Here is a 26,004-nt window from a genome sequence, read left to right as displayed (position 1 = left end):
CCCCGGCCCCGCGCGTCGCCCGCGCCGCGATCCGCGCCGGGATGGCGCGCCGCGTCACGGCCAGGTGCTCCCGCTCGGCGGGCCGGGCCGCGGCCCGGCGGGGTTTCGCGACGCTCCGGGGTTTGGCGGCAAGGAGCGGGTTTTTTGCCGTCGCCGTCGCGGGTCCCGCTGCCGACGGGAGGGGCGGCGCCTCGGCGGGCTTCGCCGGCGGGTCGCTCCAGGGACGGGAGCCGGACCGATCCCGGTCCGGACTCTGGGCCGAGGCCGGCGCTCCGCACAGGAGGCCGAGCAGCAAGGCGACGCCGAGGCGACGCATCCCGTCACGCATGATCGCACCTCCGGGTCGGCGGGCGCGGAAAGCCGGGCTCCATGTCCCGGCCGTGTCCGGGAACCGTAGCGGGACGCGCCGGGGCCGTCCATTGTCAAAGACTAACAAATACTGTCGTCCGGGCGCAGGAAACTGTTTCGCCACGGTACGAAATGCGGCATTAGGTCCTGCGGAATGCGTTAACCAAACCCTCCCCGCCCGCGCCGCAGGCGCTATATCGCGCGCAATTGAGTGACGGGCGGTGATTCGATCGGGCCCACCGCTTGCCACCCCGAACCCATGACCTCACCGGGACCGATGCCGATGATCCAGTTCGAGACGAACCCCTCCATTGCGGGACGGCTGGCGGCCCGCGGCGCGTCATTCGAGGCCAGGCTGCGCCGCGCCGCCATGGTGCTGACGCTGATGGTCGGCGTGCCGTTGGTTCTCGCCTGGTTCGGGCTGATCGGCTGGGGTGTGCTCTGGCTCGCGCGCAACGCCCTGGAACTGTCGGTGAGCGCCCTCACGCTCTGACGGGTCGCCGGACCGGCGGCGGAAACAACCCGGGCCGGCGCGGCCCGCGGGTTGCAGGGGCGTGGGCGCGGTGCCAGGAACAGAGGGCCCGCAACCGTCCGCCCGGAGGCCCGCCATGCTGTCCATCGACCTCAACTCGGACCTCGGCGAGGGTTTCGGCGATTACCGCTGCGGCGACGACGCGGCGATGCTCGAGGTCGTGACCTCGGCCAACGTCGCCTGCGGCCTGCATGCGGGCGATCCCGAGATCATGGCCCGCACCTTCGCCATCGCCCGCGAGCGCGGCGTCGCGGTCGGCGCCCATCCGGGCTACCCGGACCTGTGGGGCTTCGGCCGCCGGGTGCTCCCCTTCACCCCCGGCGAGGTCGAGCGGCTGGTCGCCTACCAGGTCGGCGCCGCGGCGGGGCTCGCGGCCTATGCCGGCCACCGCCTCACCTACGTCAAGGCGCACGGCGCGCTCGCCAATCTCGCGGCGGTCGAGCGCCCGGTGGCGGACGCCATCGCCAAGGCGGTCAGGGCCGTCGACCCGTCGTTGTCGCTGCTCGCCATCGCGCTGACGGCCCAGGTCGCGGCCGGCGAGGCGCAGGGCCTCGACGTGCACCAGGAGATCTTCGCCGATCGCGGCTACACCGAGGCCGGGCTCCTGATCCCCCGCAGCCAGCCCGGCGCGATGATCACCGACGAGCGTGAGGCCGCCGACCGCGTGCTCGCGATGGTGCAGGAGGGAGCGATCATCGCGGCGAGCGGCCGGCGCCTGCCGACGCCGATCCGCTCGGTCTGCGTCCACGGCGATTCCGCCCATGCGGTCGCCACCGCCCGCGCCGTGCGCGCCCGGCTCGAGGGCGCCGGCGTGCGCCTCGCCCCGTTCCGGGCCTGATTCCGATGGAGAGCCCCCGCCTTCTGGACGCCGGCGAGGCCGCCCTCGTGGCGGAGTTCGGCACCACCGTCGACCCGGCGATCCACGACCGGGTGCTCGCCCTCGACGACGCGCTCCGCGCCGCGCCGCCCGACGGTCTCACCGAGACGGTGCCGACCTACCGCTCGCTGATGATCCACTACGATCCCCTGGTCCTCGACCGCGACGACCTCGCCGCCCGGGTGACGGCGCTGGCGACCGGGCCCGCCTCGGCCCGGCCCGGCGCCGCCCAGTGGATCCTGCCCTGCTGCTACGACCCGGCCTGCGCCGAGGATATCGGCGCGATCGCCCAGGCGACCGGGCTCACGGTCGAGCGCGTCGCCGCGCTTCACGCAGGCGCCGAGTACCGGGTCTACATGTACGGCTTCGCCCCGGGCTTCGCCTATCTCGGCGGCCTGCCGCGGGAACTGGCGGTCTCGCGCCGCGCCACCCCGCGCCCGCCGCACCCGGCCAACGCCCTGCTGATCGGCGGCGGGCTCGCGGCGGTCGGCACCTTCCCGATGCCGACCGGGTGGTACGTGATCGGGCGCACGCCCGAGCGGCTCTATGCCCCGCAGCGGCCCGAGCCGTTCCCGGTCGCGGTCGGCGACACGCTCCGGTTCGAGGCGATCGACGCCGCCACCTTCGCGGATCTCGAAAACCGCGCCGCCGCGGGCGAGATCGTCGCCCAGCGCCGGGAGGCCGCATGACTTCGCGTCTCAGCATCCTGTCGGCCGGTCCCGGGGTGACGCTCCAGGATGGCGGGCGCCACGGCTATCTCCGTTACGGCATCACCGCCGCCGGGCCGATGGACCCGCTCGCCCACGCCACCGCCAACCGGGCGCTCGGCAACCCGCTCGGGGCCACCGCCCTCGAAGTCTCCCTCGGCGGCGTCGAGGTGACGGCGGAGGGCGGACCGCTCGGGATCGCGGTCGCGGGCGGCGCCTTCCGGCTCGCCCTCGACGGCGCGCCCCTGCCGCCGGCCTGCGCGCTGACGCTCCACCCCGGCCAGAGCCTCGTCGTGCGGGCGGGCCGGGTCGGGGCGTGGGCGTATCTCGCGGCGGCGGGCCGGTTCGATCTTCCTCCCACCCTCGGCTCCACCGCCACCCATACCCGCTCCGGCTTCGGCGGGCTCGACGGCCGGGCCCTGCGGGCCGGCGACCGGCTGGCGGTGCGCGACGCCCGCCCCGGCCCGACCGATCCCCACGCCCTCACGGCCCCCTGGCTCGACCGGCCGCCGGAGGAGATCCGGGTGGTGCTCGGCCCCCAGGACGATTTCTTCCCGGACGACCAGATCGCCGCCTTCCTGGCCGGGCCCTGGACGGTGACGACCAAGGGCGACCGGATGGCCTGCTTCCTCGACGGGACGCCGCTCACCCACGCCAAGGGCTACAACATCGTCTCGGACGGCATCGCCATGGGGGCGATCCAGGTGCCGGGGGAGGGCTGGCCGATCGTTTTGATGGCCGACCGCCAGTCCACCGGCGGCTATCCCAAGATCGCGACCGTGATCGGCCCCGATCTCGGGCGGCTCGCGCAAGCCCAGGGCGGCACGCGGATCCGCTTCCGCGCCGTCGACCGCGCCGAGGCGGTGGCGGCGCGCCGCGCCGAGGCGCAGGCGCTCGCCGGGCCGGTGGCGATGGAGCCCTTGATCCGCACCGATTTCACCGCCGAGTTCCTGCTCGGGCGCAACCTGATCGGCGGGGTGGTGGACGGGGCGGACGCTCACGCGCCGTAGATCGGAAACCGCCGGCACAGGGCCAGCACCTCCTCCCGGATCGCCGCCAGCCCGGCCGCGTCGTGGGGTGCTGCCACCACCCGGGCGATCCAGCGGCCGACCTGCCGGAACTCCTGCGCGCCGAAGCCCCGCGCCGTGCCGGCATTCGAGGACAAGCGCAGGCCCGAGGGCGCCTCGGGCGGGCGGGTGTCGAACGGGATCTGGTTCTTGTTGACCGCGAGCCCCGCGGCCTCGAGCGCCCTGGCGGCGACGTCCCCGGTCACGCCCTGGGGCGAGAGGTCGACCAGCATCAGCCCGCAATCGGTGCCGCCGGCGACGAGGCGCATCCCGGATGCCGCGACGCTCTCGGCGAGCGCCCGGGCATTGTCGAGGACCGCCTGGTTGTAGGCCCGGAACTCGGGCCGCAGCGCCTCGCCGAAGCAGGCCGCCTTGGCGGCGACGGCGTGCATCATCACCGAGCCCTGCACGCCCGGGAAGATGCCGTAGTTGATCCGGTCCGACAGCGCGGCGTCGTTCCACAGAACCAGCCCGCCCCGGGCCCCGCGCAGGGACTTGTAGGTGGTCGAGGTCACGATGTGGGCGTGCGGGAACGGGTGCGGGTAGAGCCCGGTGGCGACGAGGCCGGCGAAATGCGCCATGTCGACCATCAGCAGCGCCCCGACCTCGTCGGCGATGGCCCGCAAGCCCGCGAAGTCCAGCGCCCGCGCGTAGGCCGAGCCGCCGGCCACGATCATCTTCGGCTTGTGCGCGCGGGCGAGCGCCGCGACCGCCTCCAGTTCCACCCGCTCGCTGTCGCGCGCCACGCCGTAGCGCACGATGGTGTAGTCGCGCCCCGTCAGGGTCGCCGGGTGGCCGTGGCTGATATGGCCGCCGGCCTCGACGCCCATCGACAGGATGGTGTCGCCGAGCTTCAAGAGCCCGAGGAAGACGCCCGCATTGGCGTTCGAGCCCGAATGCGGCTGCACGTTGGCGAAGCGGCAGCCGAAGAGCCGCGTCGCCCGCTCCACCGCCAGGGCCTCGATCGCGTCGGCATGCTCGGCGCCGCCGTAGTAGCGGGCATAGGGCAGCCCCTCGACGGTCTTGTTGGTGAGGACCGAGCCCTGCGCCTCCAGCACGAGGCGCGAGACGATGTTCTCCGAGGCGATCAGCTCGATCCCGTCCCGCTGCCGGGCGAGCTCGCCCCGGATCGAGGCGGCGAGTGCGGGGTCGGCGTCGAGGCCCCGGTCGAAATAGCCGTCGTGGAGGAGGCGCATGGTCGGGGGCTCGCTCGGTGTCCGTCTGGTCCCGACTGTCGGGCTTGCCGGGCCGGCGGGCAAACGGGATAAGCTTGGGCTGAGGCCAAGCTCTCCTTGGCCTCTGGATCACCCTGCCGAAGGCCTCGCGATGGACCAGGGCGGCCGGCCCTCATCCCCCTCCCTCAACGCCCTGCGGGCCTTCGAGGCGGCGGCGCGGCACGGCGGCTATGTCGGTGCGGCGCGGGAGCTCCACGTCACCCCGGCGGCGATCGGCACCCAGGTGAAGGGGCTCGAGGCCTGGCTCGGCCGGCCGCTCTTTCACCGCCTGCCCAACGGCCTCGTCCTCACCCCGGAGGGGCGGGCGGCCCTGCCCGCCTTGAGCGCGGCCTTCGATGCTCTCAACGGAGCGGTGCGGGGGATGCGGGCGATCGGCCGGCCGCGCAGCCTGACGCTCGCGGCTTTGCCCTGCATCGCCCAGCTCTGGCTCGCGCCCCGGCTCCCGGCGCTCCAGGCCGCCTTCGACCTCGACGTGACGATCCTCACCCGGGACGAGCAGCCGGACTACGACCGCGACCTCGTCGATCTCGGCCTCTATGTCGGCGACGCGGCGCCCGCCGGCTGCACCTCCGTGGTGCTCGCCCGCGACGACCTGTATCCGGTCTGCACCCCGGCCCTGGCGGCGGGCCTGCATCACCCGGACGACCTCGCCGGGGCGACGCTGCTGCACGATTCGGTCTGGCGCAGGGACTGGCCGCGCTGGCTCGCCGCCCACGGGCCCGGGGCGCTGCGGCCGGCCCGGGAGGCGGCGTTCTCGCTCTACAGCCTCGCCCTCGATGCGGCGCTCGCCGGCAGCGGCGTCCTCATCGGCCACAGCGTGCTCGTTGCCGGCGCGCTGGCGGATGGGCGCCTCGTCGCGCCGTTCGGCGACCGGGCGGTGGCGGGACCGCCGCTGCGGCTGGTCGTGCCGGCGGGCGGGGAGGGGGCGCGGCTGGCGCCGGTGATCGGCTGGCTGTGCGGGGCGGAAGAACCTGGCCGGCGCGACGCCCCGCCGGTCACATGACCTTCTCGAATCGGAACGCCTCGCCGTCGCCGGGCAGGTCGCTCTGCCCTGGCCCGTGCGGGTCTGGGTGATGCGCGCCGAAGAACTCGACGATCCGGAAGCCGCAGACGTTGACGTAGAAGTGGATGTTTCGCTTCTCGAAATAGGGCGTGTGCGTCTCCCAGACCCGCGTCTGCGGAAAGTGCCGCTCGATTGCGAACCAGGCCCGGCGCCCCAGGCCGCGTCCATGCGCACCGGGCGTGATGAAGAACAGGTCGAGCGCGTTGCGATGCGTCTCGCGATCGATCGTCACCACGGCGCCGCCGACCACCCGGCCCTCGTGCCGGATTCGCAGGACCACGGCGCCCGGATGCGCGAGGGTGGCGTCGAGGTCGTCGTCGGAGGGGATCGGGCCGTCCGGCAGCGCCCCGAACTCCGCCACCACGGCGATCGCGAAGGCCTCCTGCAATTCCCGCTTGAAGGCCGGGAGATCGTCGGGATGCGCGGGGGCGAGGGTCACCGTGTCGGTCGTCATGCCCCGCTTCTAAGCAGGTTTCGCAAAAGTGGTCACCGGTTTTGCGACAAAAATCTGCGACAAAACAATGACCTAAGCGGACGAAGCGTTGGCCTGCCAACGCAAGTCTGCTTAGACCGTGACGGCCCCGGCCGTCAGGGCCGCGCCGCTCAGGCCGCGGCCCCGGTCTTGCGCGTCCCCACCGCCGGCAGGGGCGCCTCGACGGTCGCGACCACGCCGCGCGGGCGGTACTCGACCTCCGCGCTGCCGCCGAGCTCGGCGGCGAGCACCCGCTCGATCATCCGCGAGCCGAAGCCGCGGCGCGCCGGCTCGACGACCGGCGGGCCGCCGATCTCCTCCCAGCGCAGCCACAGGCGGCCCGGGTTCGAGCCGTCGACGATGTCCCAGTTGAGGATCACCCGGCCCTGCGCGTTCGAGAGCGCGCCGTACTTCACCGCGTTGGTGGCGAGCTCGTGCAGGGCCATCACGAAGGCCAGGGCTAGCCGCGGCGGCAGGCGGACGGGCGGACCGCCGGTCTTGAACCGTGTCCCCTGGCCGGTGCGGAACGGGCGTAGGGATTCCTCGACGATCTCGGCCAGCGTCGCACCCTCCCAGCTCTCGCGGGTGAGCACGTCGTGGGCGGCCGAGAGCGATTGCAGTCGCGCGTTGAAGGCGAGGCGCGCCTCGGTGAGCGAGGCGGCGTGGGTCAGGGTCTGGTTGGCGATCGACTGGATGGTCGCCAGGGAGTTCTTCACCCGGTGGTTCAGCTCCTCGGCCAGCAGCGCCCGGTGCTCCTCGCCGCGCTTGCGTTCGGTCACGTCGAGGGTGACGCCCGCCATGCTCAGCGGCTCGCCGTCGGCATCGTAGAAGGGCTGGCCGCGGATCTCGAGCCAGCGCACCTCGCCGGCCGGCGTACGGATCCGGTACTCGATGTCGTAGTCGCTCCGGTTCTCGATCGACTCGCGGATCGCCGCCTGCATCCGGTCGCGGTCTTCCGGCAGGATCGCGTCGATCAGGTCCTCGAAGGTGAACGGGTCGCCCGGCTCCCGGCCGAGGTTGCGCTTGCAGCTGTCGGAGGCCACGAGCCGCATGCCGTCGAGGTCGAGGGTCCAGGAGCCCAGCCGCGACGCCTTGAGGATGAAGTGCAGCCGCTCCTCGCTGCGCCGCAGGGCCTGCGAGCGCCGCTCGATCTGCTGCTCCAGGGCATCGCGGTCGCGCTGCAGGCGCACCAGCCGCTCGCGCTCCAGCGTCACGTCGAATTGCGAGGCGAAGTAGTAGGTCAGCTGGCCCTCGTCGTCGAAGACCGGCGAGACGAGCAGGCGGTTCCAGAACGTCTCGCCCGACTTCTTGTAGTTCTGGAGGTCGACCTCGATCGAGACCCGACGCTCGATCGCGTCGCGCACCCGGGCGACGTCGTCGCGGTTAGTCTCGGGACCCTGCAGGAAGCGGCAGTTGCGGCCGAGGATCTCGTCCCTGGTGTAGCCGGTGAGCTTCGAGAAGGCGTCGTTGACGAAGACGATCGGGTTGTCGGCCTGGTGCGGGTCGGTGACCAGCATCGGCATCCGCGTCGCCCGCACGGCCGCGGCGAACGGATCGGAGCTCGCGCCGACCCGGGTCAGCTCGGCGGCGATGCGGTTCTCTTCGCGGCGGTCGGTCACGCGTCGGTCGTCCCTTGCGCGCCCGTCGGAGGGCGCGCGTCTGCCACTATCTCATGAGCAAGGGTCCGGTTCGGTGCAACGCTCCGGACCGCTGCAAAAACGCACGTCCGGAGAGGTTGGTTCAATCGCGTGCGATTGAATATATCCGGCCGCACGTCATGGACGGCGCGCGGCGGTCGGTCGCTCCGTCACGGATGCGCTTCCGGGAATCCGTGCCGCGCGTGCAGGACGCGCAGGATCGCGTCCTTGTCGTCGACGAAGCGCATCGGGCCCCGGCGGCCGGTGGCGAGGCCATCCGGGGCATCCGGGGCGAGCACCAGCACGGGCAGCACCTGGTGTGCCTCGCCGAGGCGCGAGACGAGGGCGTCCCGCGGCCGCGGCCAGGGCAGGCGCGTCACGTCGAGCCGCCGCGCCAGGTCGGGAAAGCCCGCCAGCACCCCCTCGATCAGGGCGCAGTGCCAGCAGTAGTAGCGCCGGCCCGGCAGGGCCGGGTCGGCGAAATCGGGGGCGAGAAGGTAGAGGTGATCGCGCATCCGGGCGATCCTCAGGCCGGCGAGGCTCAGACGTCCTGGCGCGGCAGCATCCGGTCGAGGAGGGCGTCGCGGCGCACGATCAGGTGCCAGGCGGTGGCGAGCAGGTGCAGCGACACCAGGGCGTAGACCGCGTACTGGCCGGCGAGGTGGATCTGGTCGGCGAGGTCGGCCACCGCCTTGTTCTTCTCGAGGAAGGGCGGGATCGGAAACAGGAAGAAGTACTGCGTGGTGTTGCCGGCGGCGGCCGACAGCACGAGGCCGCTCAGCGGCATCAGCAGGAACACGAGGTAGAGCAGCCAGTGGTTGATCCGGCCGAGCAGGGCCAGGCCGGCCGGCACGAAGGGCTCCCGCGGGGCCGGGTGCCAGGCCCGCCACAGGATGCGCAGGGCGACGATGGCCAGGATCGTGATGCCGACCGACTTGTGCAGCTGGAAGAAGAAGCCCTTCGACGGGCTCGCCGGCAGGCTCGTCGCCACCCAGGCGAGCGGCAGCACCGCCAGCACGAGGGCGGCGGTGAGCCAGTGCAGGGCCTGCGCCAGGGCGGTGTAGCGCGGCTGCTCGACGCGAGCGATCGTCGCCGGCGCGCGGGGGAACGGGTCGAGCATCCGAAACGGCCCTCGGGGATCGCCGCCGCGGATCTGCGGCGGTCGTTCCGTCAAGCTAGCCGGCGGGCGCCCGACGGTCACCCTGGAATGTCTCGAAAGTCCCCAGGCGAGAGGCGCGGCGCCTCCGGACGCCCGGCGTCAGATCGCCGCCGCCGGGTCGCCGCCGAGGGGATTGCCCTCGTCCTCGTTGCGGTCGTCGTTCCGGCCGCGGCGCCGACGACGGCGGCCGCCCTCGGCCAGCGACTGGGCCAGCACCCGGAACGGCGCGGTCAGGCGGCGCACGTCCTCGGCCCGCTCCATGAAGCGCTCGCCGTTGCGGATCTCGCGGTCGAGCGCCGCCATGGTGCGGGCGAGCGCCGGGTCCTCGTCGTCGAGCCACACCTCGGTCACCCGGGCGAAGGCGATGACGACGCCCTGGAGCTTGACGCGGCCGAGCGGCCCCTCGGTGCTGATCCCGGCCGAGGCCAGCATGAAGCGCTGCGAGTTCAGCGCCACCTGGTTGAGGGCGGCGAGCGACAGCGGATCGCCGCGCAGCGCGAAGACGATGCGGCGGAGCGCCGGCTTGTAGGGGTCCATCGCGTCGAGGCGGCGCATCAGCACGTCGAACAGCCGCTCGCGGGTCGGCTCGTCGTCGAGGTCGTCGCTGGCGCCGTCGAGCACCTGCTTGTCGATCATCCGGGCGAAGCCCCCGAGCACCGCGCCCTTCGAGGGGTAGCACTCGCGGAACTCGGCCAGGCTCACCCCGGCCTCGCGGGAGATGTCGCCGATCTCGATGTCGTTCCAGGGCTGCTCGGCGGCGAGACGCATCAGCGCCTCGACGATCGCCTCCCGCGGCGGCAGGCGGGTGGCGTGCGGCGTGTCGCCGGCGCCGTCGTGCTCGCCGGTCGTCTTGGGGTTGCGGGCCATTGGGGGCGCTCCGATACCGTAGGCTGACGGGCGCGCGCACCAGCCGTCGGGGCCGGGCCCGCCGCCGTCACCCCTTATCTAGGGACCGCACCGCCCGACGGGCAGGGGCCCGCGGCGACGCGGCAGGGCGTGGTTGAGGCCGGCGTGTCAGCCCGCCAGTTCCTCGGCCCGGGCCTTGGCCGCCGCCACCGCGTCGCGCATCAGCGGCGCGAGGCCGTCCCCGGCCATCAGCACCCCGAGGGCCGCCGCCGTGGTGCCGCCCGGCGAGGTCACGTTCTGGCGCAGCGTTCCCGGCTCCTCGGCGCTCTGCCCGAGGAGTTCCCCCGCTCCGGCCACGGTCTGGCGGGCGAGGCGGTCCGCCACCTCGGCCGGTAGCCCGGCGGCGACGCCCGCAGCCGCCAGCGCCTCGGCGAGGAGGAACACGTAGGCCGGCCCCGAGCCCGAGACCGCCGTCACGGCGTCGATCAGGTCCTCGCTGTCCAGCCACTCGACGAGGCCGACGCCCGACAGGAGCGCGTGGGCGGTCCGGCGCTGGGCCTCGCTCGTCTCCGGCGAGGCGGCGGCGCCGGTCGCGCCGCGGCGGATGCTCGCGGGCAGGTTCGGCATCGCCCGCACCACCGCGCGGGCCCGCGGCAGGCGGTCCTTGAGATTCGCGATCGTCTTGCCGGCCAGCACCGAGACCACCAGGGTGCTGGGCCCGGCCAGCGCCGCCACAGCGGCGGCCGCGGCGTCGAGCCCCTGCGGCTTGACCGCCAGCACCAGGGCCTCGGGCTCGCCGGGCTCGGCCGGGTTGAGCGCGACGCCGTGGCGCTCGCACAACGCCACCATGGCGGGGGCGGGATTGGGGTCGATCACGGCGGCATGCGTGCCGGGCAGTCCGTCGGCGAGCCATCCCTCGAGCAGGGCGCCGCCCATCTTGCCGGCGCCGACGAGGACGAGCGAGGCCGGCAGCGCCGCCCGGGAGCCGGCCTCGCTCACGCCTCGCCCTCCGTCTCGAACAGCACCGCGTCCAGGGCCTCGCGGGCGGTCTTGCCGGCCCAGATCACGAACTGGAACGCCTGGAAGTAGCGCTCGCAGGCCTCGACCGCGGTCTTCAACATCGCTTCGCACTGGCCGTTCGTCGGCTCGGCGCCGCCGGTGAGCACCAGCGAGTGCCGGAACATCACCACGTGCTCGCTGCTCCAGAGGTCGAAATGACCCACCCAGAGCTGTTCGTTGACGAGCGAGACGAGGCGCAGCACCTCGTTGCGGCGCCGGTCGGGCACCTTGAGGTCGAAGGCGGAGGCGACGTGCAGCGCCTCGACATCCTCGATCCAGGTGAAGGCGACATGGTACTCGGCCCATCGTCCGGCCACCGCCACCGACATCTCGTCGGTCTCAGCGCGATCGAAGATCCAGTCCCGGAGGGAGGCGAGGCGCTCGACGACATCGAGCGGGTGCTCGGCGCGGGTCAGGTCGTCGATGGTGAGCTGGGTCATGGCGATCCAAGTTTGGCTCGTCCGAGCGGGATACAGCTGCGTCAGCGGACGCGGCGGGTGTCGTCGTCAAGGCAGATCGCGACCCGGGCACGGTCAGGACGTGCCGGCGATAAGCTTAAGTTCCGACTTGTCTCCCCCTGGGCGACGGCGAATCAGTGCGTGACCCACTATAGCCCGGGCGAGTCGAGGGACTCAAAGCGGAAACCCGCGGGGCCGGCGGCAGGCCGCCGGCTATCCACCGAAGCTTCCTGTGCACAAGCGCCGGGCATCCGGCGCCTGTTGCACGGTCCTGTGGCAGCGGCTCCCGCGTCAGGCGGTCGCCGTGTCGGCACCGGCGGCCTTGGCACCGGCGGCCTTGGCACCGGCGGCCTTGGCACCGGCGGTGGGCGTGCCATCGGCCGGCTTGGCCTCGAGCGCCGCGACGCGGGCGGTGAGCGCCTCGTTCTGGGCCCGCAACGACGCGACGAGATCGCGCAGAACCTCGACCTCCTCGCGGGTGGCGACGTCCATGTCCCGCAGCATGCGCTCGATCTGCGCCTTGACCACGGTCTCGGCCTCGCGGCGCACGCCCTGGGCGGCGCCGGCCGCGTCGGTCATCAGGCGGGCGAAGTCGTCGAACAGGCGATTCTGCTGCATGGAAAAAGATCCTGTGAGGGCGGGTCCAGCGCCCAGCACTAGTGCATTTCCCGGCAAAAGGGGCCCCGGCCGGACGAGAAATGCGCGTGCGGGCTTCGTCCTCGCCCGCGAATGCGGCACCATGACGGAAGCGGTGCCGTGCCGGGAATCCCGGGGCCGGTTTCTCGCGACGGTATCGCCGGAGGCGGACAGCAACACACGGATGCACTTCGATGGCTTCAAGCAAAAGCCGGACTGCGGCATAAGGCGAACCGTGAGCACGACACCGCACATCCTGATCGTCGAGGACGATCGCGAGATCAGCACGCTGGTCGCCCGCTACCTCCGTGGCAACGATTGCCGCGTCTCCATCGCCGGCGACGGCCGCGAGATGGATCGGCTGATGGCCGATTCCCGCGTCGACCTCGTCGTGCTCGACCTGATGCTGCCGGGGGAGGACGGGCTGTCGATCTGCCGGCGCCTGCGCGCCGCCTCCGGCATCCCGATCCTGATGCTCACCGCCAAGAGCGAGGAGATCGACCGGATCGTCGGGCTCGAGATCGGGGCCGACGACTACCTGGCGAAACCCTTCAACCCGCGCGAGCTGCTCGCCCGCATCCGCGCCATCCTGCGCCGGGGCGCGGCCGCGCCGGGACGCGACGACGAGGGCGTGCGCCGCCACGCCTTCGGGGGCTTCGTCCTCGATGCGGGCCTGCGCCAGCTCCTCAACCCGGAGGGCGCGCAGGTCGCGCTCACCGGCGCCGAGTTCGACCTCCTGCACGCCATGTGCCTGCGGCCGGGCCGGGTGCTCTCCCGCGACCAGCTCCTCGACCTGACGCAGGGGCGCGCGCCCGGCCCGTTCGAGCGCAGCATCGACGTGCTGGTGAGCCGCATCCGCCAGAAGATCGAGCGCGACCCGCGCAACCCCGAGATGATCAAGACCATCCGCTCCGGCGGCTACCTGTTCACGCCCGAGGTGGTCTCGACATGACCCGGCGGGCACCGGCATGAGGCGGTGGGGGCCCGTGCCGGGCCGCATCGCCGGGCAGCTCGCCCTCCTTGTGGTGGCGGCGATCGTGGTCACCCACGTCGTCGTCACGGTGGCCTTCCTGCTGCTGCGCCCGGAGCTGCGCCGCTCCGACGAGCGGCCGAACGCGCTCGCCAACCGCCTCGTCACGGTGGTCCACATGGTGGCGGCGGCCCCGGCGGAGGACCGGACCGACGTGGTGGCGGCGGCCCGCCGCAGCGCCTCGGCCCTGCACCTGACCCTGCTGCCGTCCAACGAGCCGAACGCCCCCCCGGCGGCCAGCGCCGAGGTGCCGGAGATCACCGGCCTGCGGGCGGCCCTGGGGGCGGGCTACGGCGTCTCGGCCGAGCACATGCCCGGCGGCGCCCTGCACCTGCGCATCGCCGGGCCGGCCGGCCTGCAGCTCACCGCCGACCTGCCGCCCCTGCCGCTGCCGCACCCGCCGCTGACGAGCGCGGTGCTGATCACCCTGGTCTTCCTGGCGCTGTCGCTCACGCTCCTGTCGATCTGGGCGACGCGGGCGCTCACCGCGCCGCTCGCCCGGCTCGCCGAGGCCGCCGAGGCGTTCGGCACCGCCACCGAGGCCCGTCCGCTGCCCCAGCACGGCCCCGAGGAGGTGCTGGCGGTGTCCAGGGCGCTCGGGCGGATGCGCGACCGGGTGCTGCGCCTCATCGACGACCGCACCCACATGCTGGCGGCGATCAGCCACGACCTGCGCACCCCGATCACCCGCCTGCGCCTGCGGGCGGAATTTCTCGAGGACGAGGTCCTGCGCCGGCAGTTCCTGCGCGACCTCGACCAGATGAACGCGCTGGTCGAGGCGGCCCTGTCCTTCGTGCGCGACGGCCAGTCGCGCGAGGGCCTCGGCCTGATCGACCTCGCCTCGGTGGTGCAGACGGTCTGCGACGGCTTCGCCGATATCGGCGAGGCGGTGCGGGCCGAGGAGGTGCAGAGCGAGGATCTCCGCCCGGCCCTGGTGCGCGGCTCCTCCGGCGAATTGCAGCGGGCGCTGACCAACCTGATCGACAACGCCGTCAAGTATGCCGGCGGCGCCACCGTGCGCCTCGTCGAGGCGGGGCCCGGCCGCGTCGCGGTCGAGATCCTGGACGACGGCCCGGGCATCCCGGAAGCGGAGCGCGCCCTGATGCTCCAGCCCTTCGTGCGCGGCGACCGCGCCCGCACCCTCAACGAGGCCGGCGGCTTCGGCCTCGGCCTGTCGATCGCGAGCGCCATCGCCCAGTCGCATGGCGGCACGTTCAGCCTCGAGAACCGGGAGCCGCAGGGCTTGCGCGTGCGCCTCGAACTGCCCCGGGCCGCGGGTGCGCCGGTGCGCCAGGCGGCGTGACGGGAACACGCCCGTCCGGATGGCCCGGTGCCCTCAGCGGGCCAGTTCGCGCAGGCCGAGGCGGATCAGGGTCTTGGCCTCCATCCCGGCCGCTCCCTCGCCCGCGCCCTTGAGGGCCGCCGCCACCGCCGCCGAGGCCTGGACCTGGGCGTAGCCGAGATTGACCAGCGCCGAGATCGCATCCGCCACCGGCTGGGGCGCGGTATTGGCCTCGACCGCCCCGCTGAGCTGGATCAGCGCCGGATCGATGGGCGAGAAGGCCGGGGCCTTGTCCTTCAATTCGGCGACGAGGCGGGCGGCGAGCCGCGGGCCGACGCCGGGTGCGCGGGCGACCGCGCCCTTGTCGCCGGTGGCGATGGCGGTGGCGAGGTCGCCCGGCTCCATCACCGAGAGCACGCCGAGGGCGACCCGGGTGCCGACGCCCTGCACGGTCTGGAGCAGGCGGAACCACTCGCGCTCCGCATCGGCCCGGAAGCCGTAGAGGCGGATCATGTCCTCGCGCACATGGGTCTCGATCGCCAGCTCCGCCGCCTCGCCGGTGGAGGGCAGGCGCTGCAGCGTGCGGGCCGAGCAATGCACCACGTAGCCGACGCCGTGCACGTCGAGGATCACGAAATCCTCGCCGTAGGAATCCACGACGCCCTTCAGCTTGCCGATCATCGCCGCCACGGTCTCCGGCGGGCCGACAGGCGGGCCCGGGTCCCGGCCCTTAGCGAGCCGGGACCCGGGCCACAAGGCGGGGCGATGCCGCGCGCGGTCCCGTGCGTACGCTTGCGCGCCCACCGGATTTTCACTAGGAACCGGGGGCAGGTGCAGGTGCATCTGCACGCGTCGGGGCGTAGCGCAGTCTGGTAGCGCATCTGGTTTGGGACCAGAGGGTCGCTGGTTCGAATCCGGCCGCCCCGACCATCCTCTCCATGGATCAGAGCCCGCGATGTCGACCGCCCGCATCTTCCGCCCTGCCAAGGATCCGAGCCAGTCCGGCCTCGCGCGGACCAAGCAGTGGACGCTGGAGTTCGACCAGACGAGCCCGCGCGAGACAGAGCCGCTGATGGGCTGGACCTCGTCCTCGGACATGCTGCAGCAGGTGCGGCTCGAGTTCGACACCAAGGACGAGGCGATCGCCTACGCCACCCGCGAGGGGATCGCCTACCGGGTCGAGGAGCCGCAGGAACTCCTGCGCCGCGGCCTCTCCTACTCGGACAACTTCAAGTACAACCGCACGATGCCCTGGACGCACTGACGGGATCGTGCCCGGTGGCCGGTCCGGTCGCTGGCGACGGGTGTGCGAGCCATGAATGAAGAGAGCCCGGCGCCTCGCGGCACCGGGCTCTTCTCGTGTCCGCCGCCATCCGGGTCAGCGCGGGGCGCGCTTGGCCAGGATGCGCTGCAGCGTGCGGCGGTGCATGTTGAGGCGCCGCGCCGTCTCCGAGACGTTGCGCCCGCACAGCTCGTAGACCCGCTGGATGTGCTCCCAGCGCACCCGGTCGGCCGACATCGGGTTCTCGGGCGGGTCGGCCCGCTCGCCCGGCTCGGCCATCAGGGTGCCGTGGATCTCGTCGGCGTCGGCGGGCTTCGCCAGGTAATCGAAGGCGCCAAGCTTCACGGCCGTCACCGCGGTGGCGATGTTGCCGTAGCCGGTGAGGATCACGCCGCGCGCCTCGGGCCGGCGCTCCTTCAGGCGGGCGATCACGTCGAGGCCGTTGCCGTCGCCGAGCCGCATGTCGATCACCGCGAAGGCCGGCGGCTGGGCCTCGACCGCCGAGACGCCCTCTGCCACGCTTTCCGCCACGTGGACCCGGTAGCCGCGCGCCTCCATCGCCCGGGCGAGGCGGGTCGAGAACGGCTTGTCGTCGTCGACGATCAGCAGGCTGCGGTCGGCATGGTTGAGGAGGGCGTCGCCCTCCGGGATGGTACCGGGCGCGGCCTCCGGGCTGAGTGTTCCGTACTGCGTCATCGAGCGACGCTCCTTCGACTTTCGATCAGTATGTTCAGGACTTTATATAGGAACGCCGGGGGCCTGCGTCAGGGGTGCGGCGCCCCCCGCAGCCGGGTTTCGGAGGCCTTTGACCTCCCTCTCGAAAATGTGACGTGTCCAACCGATCCGCACCACCGCCCCGGTCGAGGGGTCGACCGCGTTGGTGAGCGAGAGCTGTGCGCCGGAACGCTCGATCAGGGTCTTGGCGATGAACAGGCCGAGGCCGAGCCCCGTTCCCCCGTCGGTGCCGGCCGCCGCCGCGCTGCGGGTGCTGACATAGGGCTCGCCCACCCGCAGCAGCACCTCCGGGGCGAAGCCCGGTCCGTCGTCGCGGATCTCGAGCGTGACCCGGTCGGCGCTCCAGCGCGCCTCGATCGACACGCAGCTCTCGGCGAAGTCGATCGCGTTGTCGACGATGTTGCCGAGCCCGAACATCACCCCCGGGTTGCGCCGGCAGGCCGGCTCCGGGCCTTCGCCCTTCGTGGTCACGTCGAGGATGATGCCGAGGGCGCGCTGGGGCGCCACCAGCTCCTCGACGAGGTGGCTGAGGGTGATGGTCTCGATGAACCCGCCCTGGTCGGCGTCGAGCGAGGTGAGCTTGGCGAGGATGCCGCGGCAGCGCTCGACCTGGTCGCGCAGGAGCGCCAGGTCCTCGGCGACGCTCGGGTTCGCCGAGGGGCCGAGCTGGCGGTCGAGTTCCTTGGCCACCACCGTGATGGTGGCGAGCGGCGTGCCGAGTTCGTGGGCCGCCGCCGCCGCCAGCCCGTCGAGCTGCGACAGGTGCTGCTCGCGGGCGAGCACCAGCTCGGTCGCGGCGAGCGCCCGGGCGAGCTGGCGCGCCTCCTCGGCGACCCGCCAGGCGTAGACCCCCGTGAAGGCGGTGCCGAGCAGGATCGCGGTCCAGACGCCCGAGACGTACAGGAACGGCAGTTCCAGGGTCTCGCCGGCGAACCACGGCAGCGGCCGGTAGACGAGGGCGAGCATCGTCGACAGGCCGACGGCGAGGAGCCCCAGCGCCAGGGTGTGGGCCGGGGGCAGCGCGGTCGCGGAGATCAGCACGGGTGCCAGGAAGAGCAGCGCGAACGGGTTCTGCAGTCCGCCGGTGAGGAAGAGGAGCGCCGCGAGCTGGATGATGTCGAAGGCAAGGAGCAGCACCGCCGCGTCGTCGCTGAGCCGATGGCTCGCCGGGTAGCGGATGCGCAGCGTCAGGTTGAGCCAGGACGAGGCTGCGACGACGAGGAAGCACCAGCCGAACGGCAGGGGCAGGCCGAGGCCGAGATGGGCGCCGGCCACCGCGGCACCCTGGCCCGCCACGGCGAGCCAGCGCAGCCGCACCAAGGTGTCGAGGCGCAGGTGGCGGGCGTCCCGCACGGGATCGGTCTGCGAGGTGTCGGACATCGCGAAAACGATAGTGCGCCGCCGACCAAAGCCCAGGGCGGGGCGGCGGAAACCCTCGCGGCCGCAGCGCGTTTCCCAAACATGGCCGCGACGGGCCCGGCGGGTCGGTCGACAATGGGGTATGCCGGCGCCGCCGGGGACGGACGGCGCGACCTCGCCCCGCTGCGTCGCAAGCTTCCCGGGATACCCGCGGTAGTTGAGGTAAAAAGGGCACAGTGACGGGTTTCGACCGTTTCGTTTTCCTGAGATCTTGCCCTCCAATACCGATACTCTATTGTCTGGCTCCCAGATGGGACAGGCGTCTCCTGGCGGCGGGTGCGCGCGCCGCTGGGTCAATCGTGGACGGTGGCGTCATGGATCTCTCGTATTTCTGGTATGAAGCAGCGCACTGGATGTTGACGCCCGCCCGGGCGGCCGCCGACGCCACGCAGCTCGTGTTCAAGAACCCCGCCAACCCGATCACCTATACATCCTACGGACGCACGGTCTCGGCCGCCTGCGAGATGTTTGAGCGCACCACGCGGCGCTATGGCAAGCCGGCCTTCAACCTGCCCACCACCACCGTCGAGGGGTTGGTCACCGACGTGACCGAGCGGGTGGTGTGGTCGAAGCCGTTCTGCCAGGTCATCAAGTTCGACCGCGCCCTGAAGCGCCCGACGGCCCAGGCCCAGCCGAAGGTGCTGGTGGTGGCGCCGATGTCGGGCCACTACGCCACGCTGCTGCGCGGCACCGTCGAGGCGATGCTGCCCGCCCACGAGGTGATGATCACCGACTGGATCGATGCCCGCATGGTGCCGCTCGAGGCCGGCCGCTTCGACCTCGACACCTACATCGACTACCTGATCGAGATGTTCCAGGCCCTCGGTCCGGACCTGCACGTCATCGCGGTGTGCCAGCCCTCGGTGCCGGTCTTCGCCGCCGTCGCCCGGATGGAAGCCGACGGCATGCCCGGCGTGCCGACCTCGATGACCCTGATGGGCGGCCCGATCGACACCCGCCGCTCGCCCACCGCCGTGAACTGCCTCGCCGCCGAGCGCGGCTCTGAATGGTTCAAGCGCAACTGCATCACCGTGGTGCCGCCGGGCTATCCCGGCACCTGGCGCGAGGTCTATCCGGGCTTCTTCCAGCTGTCCGGGTTCATGGGCATGAACCTCGACCGTCACCTGACGGCGCACTGGGACATGTTCAAGCACCTCGTGCACGAGGACGGCGACTCGGCCGAGAAGCACCGCGATTTCTACGACGAGTACCTGTCGGTGATGGACCTGACGGCGGAGTTCTACCTCCAGACCGTCAACACGGTGTTCGTCGAGCACGCCCTGCCGAAAGGCGAGATGCGCCACCGCGACAAGACGGTCGATCCGACGGCGATCCGCCACTGCGGCATCCTGGCGGTGGAGGGCGAGAAGGACGACATCTCGGGCGTCGGCCAGACGCTCGCCGCCCTCGACCTGACGCCGAACCTGCCCGCGGAGCGCAAGAGCTACTACCTGCAGCAGGGCGTCGGCCATTACGGCGTGTTCAACGGCTCGCGCTTCCGCGCCAACATCGCCCCGCGCATCTCCGCCTTCATGCACGAGATGCAGGGCACCGCGCAGGACGGGCAGGGGGACCTGCGCCAGGCGTCCTGAGCGACCGGAGGCCACTCGCCCGAGCCCGATTCGATCCTCGCCTCCCGGCGCCCGACGGCGCCGGGATTTTTCGTCGGATGCCCCGATGCCGTCGTCGCCCGCCCGCTCCCTGCGCGCCTGGTTCGCCGGCCTGCTCGCGCGGGTGGGACGCGGCGCGACCCTGGCACGCCGGGGTCCTTCCTCCTACAAGGGCGGGATGCGAGTCGCGCTCCTGCGCCGGTCGGCGCCCGAACCCTCCCACCTCACGGTCGTCCACGCCGGCACCAGCTACCCGGTCGCCCTGCGCCGCCGCGCGGCGGCCCGGCGCATCACCCTGCGGGTGTCGAGCGCCACCGGCGAGATCGTCCTGACGCTGCCCGAGCGCATCGATCTCGCCGCCGCGCAGCTTTTCGCCGAATCGCACGGCGCCTGGATCGCCGCCCGGGTGGCGAAGCTGCCCGAGCGCGTCGCCTTCCTGCCCGGCGCCGTCGTGCCGTTGCGCGGCGTGCCGCACCGCATCCTGCACTGGTCGACCGCCTCGGGCGCCACCGTCGCCACCGCGGCGCCGGACGGCGCGCCGGTGATCGCGGTCTCCTGCGGGGAACCCCACGTGGCGCGGCGGGTGCGCGACTTCCTGGAGGCCGAGGCGCGGCGCGACCTGACGGAGGCGGTGGCGCGCCATGCCGGCGCGCTCGGCCGCGCGCCCCGGCGCCTGACCGTGCGCGACACCCGCAGCCGCTGGGGTTCGTGCTCGGCCGCCGGCCACCTGAACTTCTCCTGGCGCCTGATCATGGCGCCGCCTTCGGTGCTCGACTACCTCGCCGCCCACGAGGTGTCGCACCTCGCCGAGATGAACCACTCGGACCGGTTCTGGGCGATCGTCGCGCGGCTCTACCCGGGCTACGACGAGCCCGAGGCCTGGCTGAAGCGGCACGGCACCGAGCTGCACCGCTACGGCTGACGGCCCCGACGCCCTCGGGGCCTCGCGAGGTCAGCCCTTGGTGCGCACCACCACCACGCGCTCCGCCGGCCAGGTCGGGCGCGGATCGACGTGCCCCGGATAGAGCGTGCGCGGCGCGATGCTGTCGCACAGCTCGCGCTGGCGCAGGATGATCTCGCCGTTCTCGCCCCGGCGCCGGATCACGCCGCCGTCGCGGCAGAAGCCGGCGATCTCGGCCGAACGCGCCGCCCGGCGCCCGCGCGGGTTGCGGGGCACCGGCGGGTGCTCGACCGTCAGCGTGGCGTCCCGGTTGAGCGAACGCTCGACATAGGTGGTCTCGTCGACCGGCAGCGGCTCGGCCGCCGCGGCACCGGCGGCCAGCGCCGCGGTACCGGTGGCCAGGACCAGGAGGGCGAGGGAGGTGGCGGGAAGTCTCATCGGGGCGGCATCTCGCTGGAAAGGGGAGAGCGGGCGGGGTACGGGGAACGGGGCTCCCCGTGCTCCCGCTCCGTATGGGCCGGGAACCGTGCGAAACCCCTAACGGCCGCAGAGCGCCGGGCGCATCGCCGCCCACGATAAAGCTAAGCCTGCTCGCGTGCACGGGTTCCGTCCGCGGGGCCCGGATCGGCGCCTCGGCTTGACAGCATCCCTGCCCCGTGGTCGGAACGCCCCCGGACCGGCGCGTGGCCGGGGCAGCGGAGCGGTGAGCGGCGTGGGAGACAGCGTGCGACGGATCGGACGCCGGGTGCGGGCCGCCGCCCTCGGGCTCGCCCTCGGTGCGGGCCTCGGCCTGCCGGCCGGCGGCGCCCTGGCGCAGGGCGCGGTCAAGCAGACCTTCGACGACTGGCAGCTGCGCTGCGAGACGCCCGCCGGCGCCAAGGCCGAGCAATGCGCCCTGGTGCAGTACGTCGCCGCCGAGGACCGGCCGAACCTGTCCCTGGTGGTCATCGTGCTGAAGACCGCCGACAACCGCGGCACGCTGCTGCGGGTGGTGGCGCCGCTCGGCGTGCTGCTACCCTCGGGTCTCGGCCTCAAGGTCGACCAGGCGGAGATCGGCCGCACCTCGTTCGTGCGCTGCCTCTCCACCGGCTGCGTCGCCGAGGTGGTGATGGACGACAAGCTCATCAACCAGCTCAAGACCGGCCAGCAGGCCACCTTCATCGTCTTCCAGACGCCCGAGGAAGGGGTCGGCATCCCCCTGTCCCTCAAGGGGTTCAAGGACGGCTTCGACAGCCTGAAGTGATCGACGATCGGGAGAGGACCGTGACGGCTCGTTGTCTCCGTACACTCCGCCCCGGCGCGCTGGGTCTCGGCACGCTGGGTCTCGCCTTGGCTCTCGTGACGCTCGGCGCCCCGGCGCGGGCCCAGACCGCCGCGCCGCAGGAAGAGGGCAACCCCTTCGTCAACATCTTCAAGTACGGCAGCACCACCAAGCCGCCGGAAGCTCCGCCGAGCCTCGACGAGGTCTACTGCCCGACCATCGACGTCACCGAGGGTGGCTCCTCGCTCCAGACCCTCGCCGGCGGCACGGTGCGCACGCAGATCCGCCTCGGCCAGCTCAGCCGCGCGTGCCGGCCGGGGCCGAACGGCGGCACGGTCGTCTCGGTCGGCGTCCAGGGCGTCGTCCTGCTCGGCCCCGGCGGCGCCCCGGGCCGCTTCAACGCGCCCGTCACCATCACGGTGAAGAACGGCACCCAGATTCTCGCCCGGCGCACCCACCAGGGCGCGGTGACGATTCCCGCGGGCCAGGCCAGCGGCACCTTCACGGTGGTGGAGGACGGCATCGTCGTGCCGGCCGCCCTGGCGAAGGATTTCGACATCGAGGTCGGCCTCGGCAGCATGGGCAAGCCGGCGCGGTCGCCGCGGCGCAAGCAGGCCGCGCCGCCGCCGGCCGACGGTTGACCGCCCGGGTGGCATCCGGTTCCTGCCGCCTCGTTCCCCACCCGGACCCGGATTTCACCCGCGCGCTGATCCCCGGGCGGCCGGCGGCCGGGCGCTGGCTTTCCCTCGACATCGCCCTCGACCGCTTCGCCGACCCGGTCCGCCCGCTCCTGCGCTTCGTGCGCGCCGACGGCGGCCATGAGGACGCGCTGCTGCCGGGCGCGGTGCTGGGGCGCGCTACCTGGCTCGGCCCGGTGCCGCCCGGCACGACCGCCATCCTGCTCGCCGCCCCGGCGGAGGGGTTCCGGGTCGCGGCGCGGCTCCTGTCCCGCCCCGCCATGCTGGCGCTCTGCGCCCGTCGGCGTCCGGACAAGCTGCCGGTCGCGCTCTACCAGTGGCTGCGCCGCGACGCGCGCCGCCTGCGCAACACCCTGCGCATCGCCGCCGGGGTGATGCCGATCGACCGCTACCCGGCCTGGAAGGCGGCCCGCACCCGGCCGGCCGAGCCCGGCTTCGACCGGCCGCCGTCCGGTCCGCTGCCCCGCCTCGGCCTGATCCTGGAGGCGGCACCCGAGGAGGCGCCGGCGGTGCGCCGCACCCTCGCCGCCCTGCTGGCCCAGGATCACCGCGACTGGTGCCTCGCCCTGCGCTGGCGCGGCCCGCCGCCCGCGGGAATGCCCGCCGATCCGCGGATCTCCGGCGATGTCCTGCCGGCGGGCGCCGCACTCGGCCACCTGCGGCCCGGCGACGAGCTGGCGCCCGACGCGCTGACCCATCTCGCCGCGGCCTTCGCCGGCGAGGAGCCGGCCGACCTCGCCTACGCGGACAGCGAGACCGAGACGCCCGGCGGCCCGCGCCCGGCCCTCAAGCCGGGCTGGAGCCCGGACCTCGCCCTGACGACGCTCTATCCGGGCCGGCCGCTCCTGGTCGCGGCGAGCCTCGCGGCGCGCAGCGGCTGGAGGCCGGACGAGGGCGCCCGCGCGCTTCTCCTATCCTCCGCCCTGGCGGGCCCGGAGCGGGTTCGCCGCATCCCCCGCATCCTCTGCCGCACGGTGCCGGACGCGCAGGACCCCGACGGACACGCCGCCGACCTCGCCCAGGCCCTGCGGCGGACCGGCGCCCCGGCGGTCGTGGCGCGCCGGGGCGACGTCCTCGACCTCGACTGGCCCTTGCCCGAGCCCGCCCCCCTGGTCTCGGTGATCGTGCCGACCCGCGATCGGCCGGACCTGCTGCGCGTCGCGGTGCGGGGCGTCCTGCACGATACGGACTATCCGGCGATCGAGCTCGTCATCGTCGACAACGGCTCGACCGATCCCGCGGTGGCGGCGCTCTACGCCGAATGGGCGGCGGACCCCCGGGTGCGCCGCCTCGACCGGCCGGGCCCGTTCAACTTCTCGCGCCTCGTCAACGACGGCGCCGCCGCCAGCCGCGGCGCGGTCCTGGTGCTCCTCAACAACGACGTCGAGGTGCTGCATCCCGACTGGCTCTCCGCGATGGTGCGCCAGGCCCTGCGGCCCGGGATCGGCGCGGTCGGCGCCAAGCTCCTGTTCGGCAGCGGCCGGATCCAGCATGCCGGGGTGGTGGTCGGGCTCGGCGGTCGGGCCGGGCACATCCTGCGCAACCGTCCGGCCGACACGCCGGGGCACCTGCGCCGCCTCACCGTGGCGCACGAGGTCGCGGGCGTGACCGCCGCCTGCCTGGCGGTGGCGCGCGACAAGTTCGAGGCGGTCGGCGGCCTCGACGCCGAAACCTTCCCGATCGACTTCAACGACATCGATCTCTGCCTGCGCCTCGGGGCGCGGGGCTGGACGTCGATCTGGACCCCGCGGGCCACGCTCGCCCACCACGAATCGGTCAGCCGCGGACCGAGCGTCGGCCCGGCCCGGGCCCGGTTCGAGGCCGAGGGCGACCGGTTCGCGGCCCGCTGGCGGGCGGTGATCCGCGACGACCCGTACTATCACCCGGCCTTCTCGGTCACGACCTTCGGGGAGGAGCTGGAATGAGGCTGCCGCCTCACCCGGCCTTCGACATCCTGCGCTTCGCGGACGGGCAGCCCGGGCCCGCCCGGCGCTGGCTCGTCCGGCTGCTCCTGGCGCTGAAGCGCCCGGGCGAGGCCCGGGACGTCGCCCGGGCTCTCCTCGCCGGCAAGCGCGTGCGGGCCCGCGACCGCGCCGCGATCCTCTGGGGCAGCCGCCACGCCCTCCGGCCGCTGCCGCCGCTGCCGCCGGACCGGGGCGAGGCGGGCCTCGATCTCCACGTCGCGACCCCGGCCGAGATCCTGTCGGGCGGCGCCGGCGCCGCCGCCCTCGTCGTGCTGACGGCACCGGGCCACCGGCTCGTGCCGGGTGCCGCCGCCGCGATCGCCGAGGCGTTCGCGGCCGATCCCGGACTCTTTGCTCTCTACGGCGATGCGGTGGTCCTCGGGGCCGGGGGCGAGCCCCGGTTGCCGGTGCTGCGCCCCGCCTTCGATCCCGACTACCTGCTCGCCGCCGACTATGCCGGCCCGGTGGTCGCGGTCCGCCGGACGGCGCTGGACCGGCTCGGGCTCGATCCCTCTCTGCCGGGCGTCGAGGCCGCCGACCTGCTGGTGCGCCTCGCGGCCGAGGACCCGTCCGCCGTCCGCCACCTCCCGCGCCTCCTCTCGACCTGGTCGCCGGCCGCGGCCTCCCCGCCCGAGGGCTGGGCGTCGTCGCGCCGGACGCTGGTCGAGCGCCATCTCGCGGGTGCCGGCCGGGTCGAGGCCGCGGGCGGTCTCCTGACCTTGCGCCGCGACCTGCCCGCGCCGCCCCTCGTCAGCCTGATCATTCCGACCCGCGACCGGGTGGAGCTGCTGCGGGCCTGCATCGAGAGCATCCGGGCCCACACGGACTGGCCGTCCCTCGAGATCATCGTCTGCGACAACGACAGCCGCCACCCGCGCACGCTCGCCTATCTCCAGCGGCTCGCCGCGGAGGGGGTCAGGGTGCTGCCCTGCCCGGGCCCGTTCAACTTCGCGGCGATGAACAACCGGGCCGCCGCCGAGGCTCACGGCACGCTCCTGGTCTTCGTCAACAACGACGTGGTGGCGCACCGCCCCGACTGGCTGCGGCGGATGGCCGAGGAGGCCCTGCGGCCGGAGGTCGGCGCGGTGGGCGCGAAGCTCCTCGACGTGCGGGAGCGGATCCAGCACGGCGGCATCGTGCTCGGCACCGGCGGCCTCGTCACCCACGCCCACCGCCATTTTTCCGGGACGGCGCCGGGCTACCTCGCCTCGCTCCGGGTCACGCACCGGGTCTCGGCGGTCACGGCGGCCTGCCTCGCGGTGGAGGCGAAGAAATTCCGGGCGGTCGGCGGCTTCGACGAGGCGGCCTTCGCGGTCGACTTCAACGACGTCGACCTGTGCCTGCGCCTCGACGCGGCCGGCTACCGGACCCTGATGGTGCCGGGCGCGGTGCTCCACCACCACGAGGCGGCGAGCCGGCGCTGGAATCCGGAGGCCCGTCTCCGCCACGAGGCCGAGGTGGCGGCGCTGCGGGCGCGCTGGGGGGAGCGGCTCGCCGCCGATCCCTGGTACCACCCGGGCTTCGATCCGCGGGCGGGGACGTACGAGAGGCTGCGGCCGTGGGCGGAGGCGCCGTTGCGGTGAGGCCCGACCGGGGAGAGAGGGGAGCCCGCGTCCCTAGCCCGTCTTATTCACCGGGCAGTGGCTTGCGGCGTGTTTTGGGCTGATGGCGCGCGGGCTCGGGCGTCTGTTCTGACGCGTGTGGACCTGGATCGTTCTGTCAGCAC

The 26,004-nt window shown here is 73.3% G+C and carries 27 protein-coding genes, 1 tRNA gene and 1 pseudogene; 15 read left to right on the top strand and 14 right to left on the bottom strand.

The features are described 5' to 3' along the window. Positions 1-328, bottom strand: a pseudogene (locus tag HPY23_RS32675) (hypothetical protein); the annotation flags it as partial. 303 nt (positions 329-631) lie between these two features. On the opposite strand from HPY23_RS32675, the gene HPY23_RS10350 reads away from it, so the two are divergent. The 4 genes from HPY23_RS10350 (at position 632) to HPY23_RS10335 (ending at position 3,474) form a co-directional block, all read left to right on the top strand. Next, positions 632-841, top strand: coding sequence for a hypothetical protein (locus HPY23_RS10350; RefSeq protein WP_060849623.1), 210 nt, complete (start codon positions 632-634; stop codon positions 839-841). 115 nt (positions 842-956) lie between these two features. Continuing rightward, entirely contained in the window at positions 957-1,718 is a 762-nt protein-coding gene (locus tag HPY23_RS10345; RefSeq protein WP_091884777.1) for a LamB/YcsF family protein, read from the top strand. Positions 1,719-1,723: 5 nt separating this feature from the next. Beyond that, entirely contained in the window at positions 1,724-2,446 is a 723-nt protein-coding gene (locus HPY23_RS10340) for a 5-oxoprolinase subunit B family protein (RefSeq protein WP_091884780.1), read from the top strand. Next, complete coding sequence (locus HPY23_RS10335) at positions 2,443-3,474, top strand: 5-oxoprolinase subunit C family protein (protein WP_091884782.1); 1,032 nt, start codon at positions 2,443-2,445, stop codon at positions 3,472-3,474. Before HPY23_RS10340 ends, HPY23_RS10335 begins: the two co-directional genes overlap by 4 nt. Here HPY23_RS10335 and HPY23_RS10330 read toward each other — a convergent pair. Then, complete coding sequence (locus HPY23_RS10330) at positions 3,462-4,727, bottom strand: serine hydroxymethyltransferase (protein ID WP_091884785.1); 1,266 nt, start codon at positions 4,725-4,727, stop codon at positions 3,462-3,464. The genes HPY23_RS10335 and HPY23_RS10330 overlap by 13 nt on opposite strands. 130 nt (positions 4,728-4,857) lie before the next feature. Here HPY23_RS10330 and HPY23_RS10325 point away from each other — a divergent pair, with 130 nt between their 5' ends. Next, positions 4,858-5,769, top strand: coding sequence for a LysR substrate-binding domain-containing protein (locus tag HPY23_RS10325; protein WP_091884787.1), 912 nt, complete (start codon positions 4,858-4,860; stop codon positions 5,767-5,769). Here the strand turns inward: HPY23_RS10325 and HPY23_RS10320 are convergent. The 8 genes from HPY23_RS10320 to HPY23_RS10285 all read right to left on the bottom strand — a co-directional run bounded on the left by HPY23_RS10320 (position 5,762) and on the right by HPY23_RS10285 (position 12,078). Continuing rightward, positions 5,762-6,283, bottom strand: a complete 522-nt coding sequence (locus tag HPY23_RS10320) for a GNAT family N-acetyltransferase (protein WP_091884790.1) — start codon at positions 6,281-6,283, stop codon at positions 5,762-5,764. The two genes, HPY23_RS10325 and HPY23_RS10320, sit on opposite strands and share 8 nt — an antisense overlap. A gap of 149 nt (positions 6,284-6,432) precedes the next feature. After that, positions 6,433-7,920 carry a PAS domain-containing protein gene (locus HPY23_RS10315; RefSeq protein WP_091884792.1) on the bottom strand — a complete coding sequence of 496 codons (1,488 nt, stop codon included), beginning with the start codon at positions 7,918-7,920 and terminating at the stop codon, positions 6,433-6,435. A 188-nt stretch (positions 7,921-8,108) separates the two neighbouring features. Then, on the bottom strand, positions 8,109-8,453 hold the full coding sequence (locus tag HPY23_RS10310) for a DUF3088 domain-containing protein (RefSeq protein ID WP_091884795.1): 345 nt from the start codon (positions 8,451-8,453) through the stop codon (positions 8,109-8,111). Positions 8,454-8,479: 26 nt separating this feature from the next. Continuing rightward, a complete protein-coding gene (locus HPY23_RS10305; protein ID WP_060849090.1) occupies positions 8,480-9,058 on the bottom strand; it encodes a cytochrome b in 579 nt (192 codons plus the stop codon). 138 nt (positions 9,059-9,196) lie between these two features. After that, positions 9,197-9,964, bottom strand: coding sequence for a TetR/AcrR family transcriptional regulator (locus HPY23_RS10300; protein WP_236012586.1), 768 nt, complete (start codon positions 9,962-9,964; stop codon positions 9,197-9,199). A 147-nt stretch (positions 9,965-10,111) separates the two neighbouring features. Then, positions 10,112-10,942: a pyrroline-5-carboxylate reductase gene (gene proC, locus HPY23_RS10295; RefSeq protein WP_280142898.1), complete on the bottom strand. Its 831-nt coding sequence runs from the start codon at positions 10,940-10,942 to the stop codon at positions 10,112-10,114. Further along, positions 10,939-11,442, bottom strand: a complete 504-nt coding sequence (locus tag HPY23_RS10290) for a type III secretion system chaperone family protein (RefSeq protein ID WP_060849087.1) — start codon at positions 11,440-11,442, stop codon at positions 10,939-10,941. Before HPY23_RS10290 ends, proC begins: the two co-directional genes overlap by 4 nt. 309 nt (positions 11,443-11,751) lie before the next feature. After that, a complete protein-coding gene (locus HPY23_RS10285; RefSeq protein ID WP_091884798.1) occupies positions 11,752-12,078 on the bottom strand; it encodes an accessory factor UbiK family protein in 327 nt (108 codons plus the stop codon). 202 nt (positions 12,079-12,280) lie between these two features. On the opposite strand from HPY23_RS10285, the gene HPY23_RS10280 reads away from it, so the two are divergent. Both HPY23_RS10280 and HPY23_RS10275 read left to right on the top strand, forming a co-directional pair. Beyond that, positions 12,281-13,048, top strand: a complete 768-nt coding sequence (locus tag HPY23_RS10280; protein ID WP_060849085.1) for a response regulator — start codon at positions 12,281-12,283, stop codon at positions 13,046-13,048. Positions 13,049-13,064: 16 nt separating this feature from the next. Continuing rightward, positions 13,065-14,429 (top strand): sensor histidine kinase, encoded by a 1,365-nt coding sequence (locus HPY23_RS10275; RefSeq protein ID WP_060849084.1) that lies wholly within the window; start codon positions 13,065-13,067, stop codon positions 14,427-14,429. Positions 14,430-14,462: 33 nt separating this feature from the next. Here HPY23_RS10275 and ruvA read toward each other — a convergent pair whose 3' ends face one another. After that, entirely contained in the window at positions 14,463-15,089 is a 627-nt protein-coding gene (gene ruvA, locus HPY23_RS10270) for a Holliday junction branch migration protein RuvA (protein ID WP_175539912.1), read from the bottom strand. Positions 15,090-15,261: 172 nt separating this feature from the next. On the opposite strand from ruvA, the gene HPY23_RS10265 reads away from it, so the two are divergent. Both HPY23_RS10265 and HPY23_RS10260 read left to right on the top strand, forming a co-directional pair. Continuing rightward, positions 15,262-15,338 (top strand) — tRNA-Pro (locus HPY23_RS10265). A 25-nt stretch (positions 15,339-15,363) separates the two neighbouring features. Then, entirely contained in the window at positions 15,364-15,672 is a 309-nt protein-coding gene (locus HPY23_RS10260; protein WP_060849082.1) for an ETC complex I subunit, read from the top strand. Between the two features lie 114 nt (positions 15,673-15,786). On the opposite strand, the gene HPY23_RS10255 is transcribed toward HPY23_RS10260, so the two are convergent. Beyond that, complete coding sequence (locus tag HPY23_RS10255) at positions 15,787-16,386, bottom strand: ActR/PrrA/RegA family redox response regulator transcription factor (RefSeq protein ID WP_091884803.1); 600 nt, start codon at positions 16,384-16,386, stop codon at positions 15,787-15,789. A 42-nt stretch (positions 16,387-16,428) separates the two neighbouring features. Beyond that, complete coding sequence (locus HPY23_RS10250) at positions 16,429-17,805, bottom strand: ActS/PrrB/RegB family redox-sensitive histidine kinase (RefSeq protein WP_091884805.1); 1,377 nt, start codon at positions 17,803-17,805, stop codon at positions 16,429-16,431. A gap of 353 nt (positions 17,806-18,158) precedes the next feature. Here HPY23_RS10250 and HPY23_RS10245 point away from each other — a divergent pair, with 353 nt between their 5' ends. Together HPY23_RS10245 and HPY23_RS10240 are read left to right on the top strand one after the other, a co-directional pair. Next, entirely contained in the window at positions 18,159-19,436 is a 1,278-nt protein-coding gene (locus HPY23_RS10245; RefSeq protein WP_060849079.1) for a polyhydroxyalkanoate depolymerase, read from the top strand. 196 nt (positions 19,437-19,632) lie between these two features. After that, positions 19,633-20,376 carry a M48 family metallopeptidase gene (locus HPY23_RS10240; RefSeq protein WP_091885126.1) on the top strand — a complete coding sequence of 248 codons (744 nt, stop codon included), beginning with the start codon at positions 19,633-19,635 and terminating at the stop codon, positions 20,374-20,376. A gap of 30 nt (positions 20,377-20,406) precedes the next feature. Here HPY23_RS10240 and HPY23_RS10235 read toward each other — a convergent pair whose 3' ends face one another. Beyond that, positions 20,407-20,793: a hypothetical protein gene (locus HPY23_RS10235; protein ID WP_060849078.1), complete on the bottom strand. Its 387-nt coding sequence runs from the start codon at positions 20,791-20,793 to the stop codon at positions 20,407-20,409. Between the two features lie 286 nt (positions 20,794-21,079). Between HPY23_RS10235 and HPY23_RS10230 the strand changes: the two genes are divergently transcribed. From HPY23_RS10230 to HPY23_RS10215, 4 genes are read left to right on the top strand one after another with little or no spacing between them, the layout of a single operon-like run. Further along, positions 21,080-21,598 (top strand): invasion associated locus B family protein, encoded by a 519-nt coding sequence (locus tag HPY23_RS10230; RefSeq protein ID WP_413231088.1) that lies wholly within the window; start codon positions 21,080-21,082, stop codon positions 21,596-21,598. Positions 21,599-21,618: 20 nt separating this feature from the next. Then, entirely contained in the window at positions 21,619-22,257 is a 639-nt protein-coding gene (locus tag HPY23_RS10225) for a hypothetical protein (protein WP_244537534.1), read from the top strand. An 8-nt stretch (positions 22,258-22,265) separates the two neighbouring features. Beyond that, positions 22,266-24,239: a glycosyltransferase family 2 protein gene (locus HPY23_RS10220; protein ID WP_091884811.1), complete on the top strand. Its 1,974-nt coding sequence runs from the start codon at positions 22,266-22,268 to the stop codon at positions 24,237-24,239. Beyond that, on the top strand, positions 24,236-25,861 hold the full coding sequence (locus HPY23_RS10215) for a glycosyltransferase family 2 protein (protein ID WP_091884814.1): 1,626 nt from the start codon (positions 24,236-24,238) through the stop codon (positions 25,859-25,861). The genes HPY23_RS10220 and HPY23_RS10215 overlap by 4 nt, the downstream gene beginning before the upstream one ends. Positions 25,862-26,004: the final 143 nt, after the last annotated feature.

Origin of the sequence: Methylobacterium ajmalii (genome assembly GCF_016613415.1) — a bacterium.
Taxonomy (GTDB): domain Bacteria; phylum Pseudomonadota; class Alphaproteobacteria; order Rhizobiales; family Beijerinckiaceae; genus Methylobacterium; species Methylobacterium ajmalii.
The sequence above is the reverse complement of the archived record's forward strand: the minus strand, read 5'-3'. Positions and strand labels throughout refer to the sequence as shown.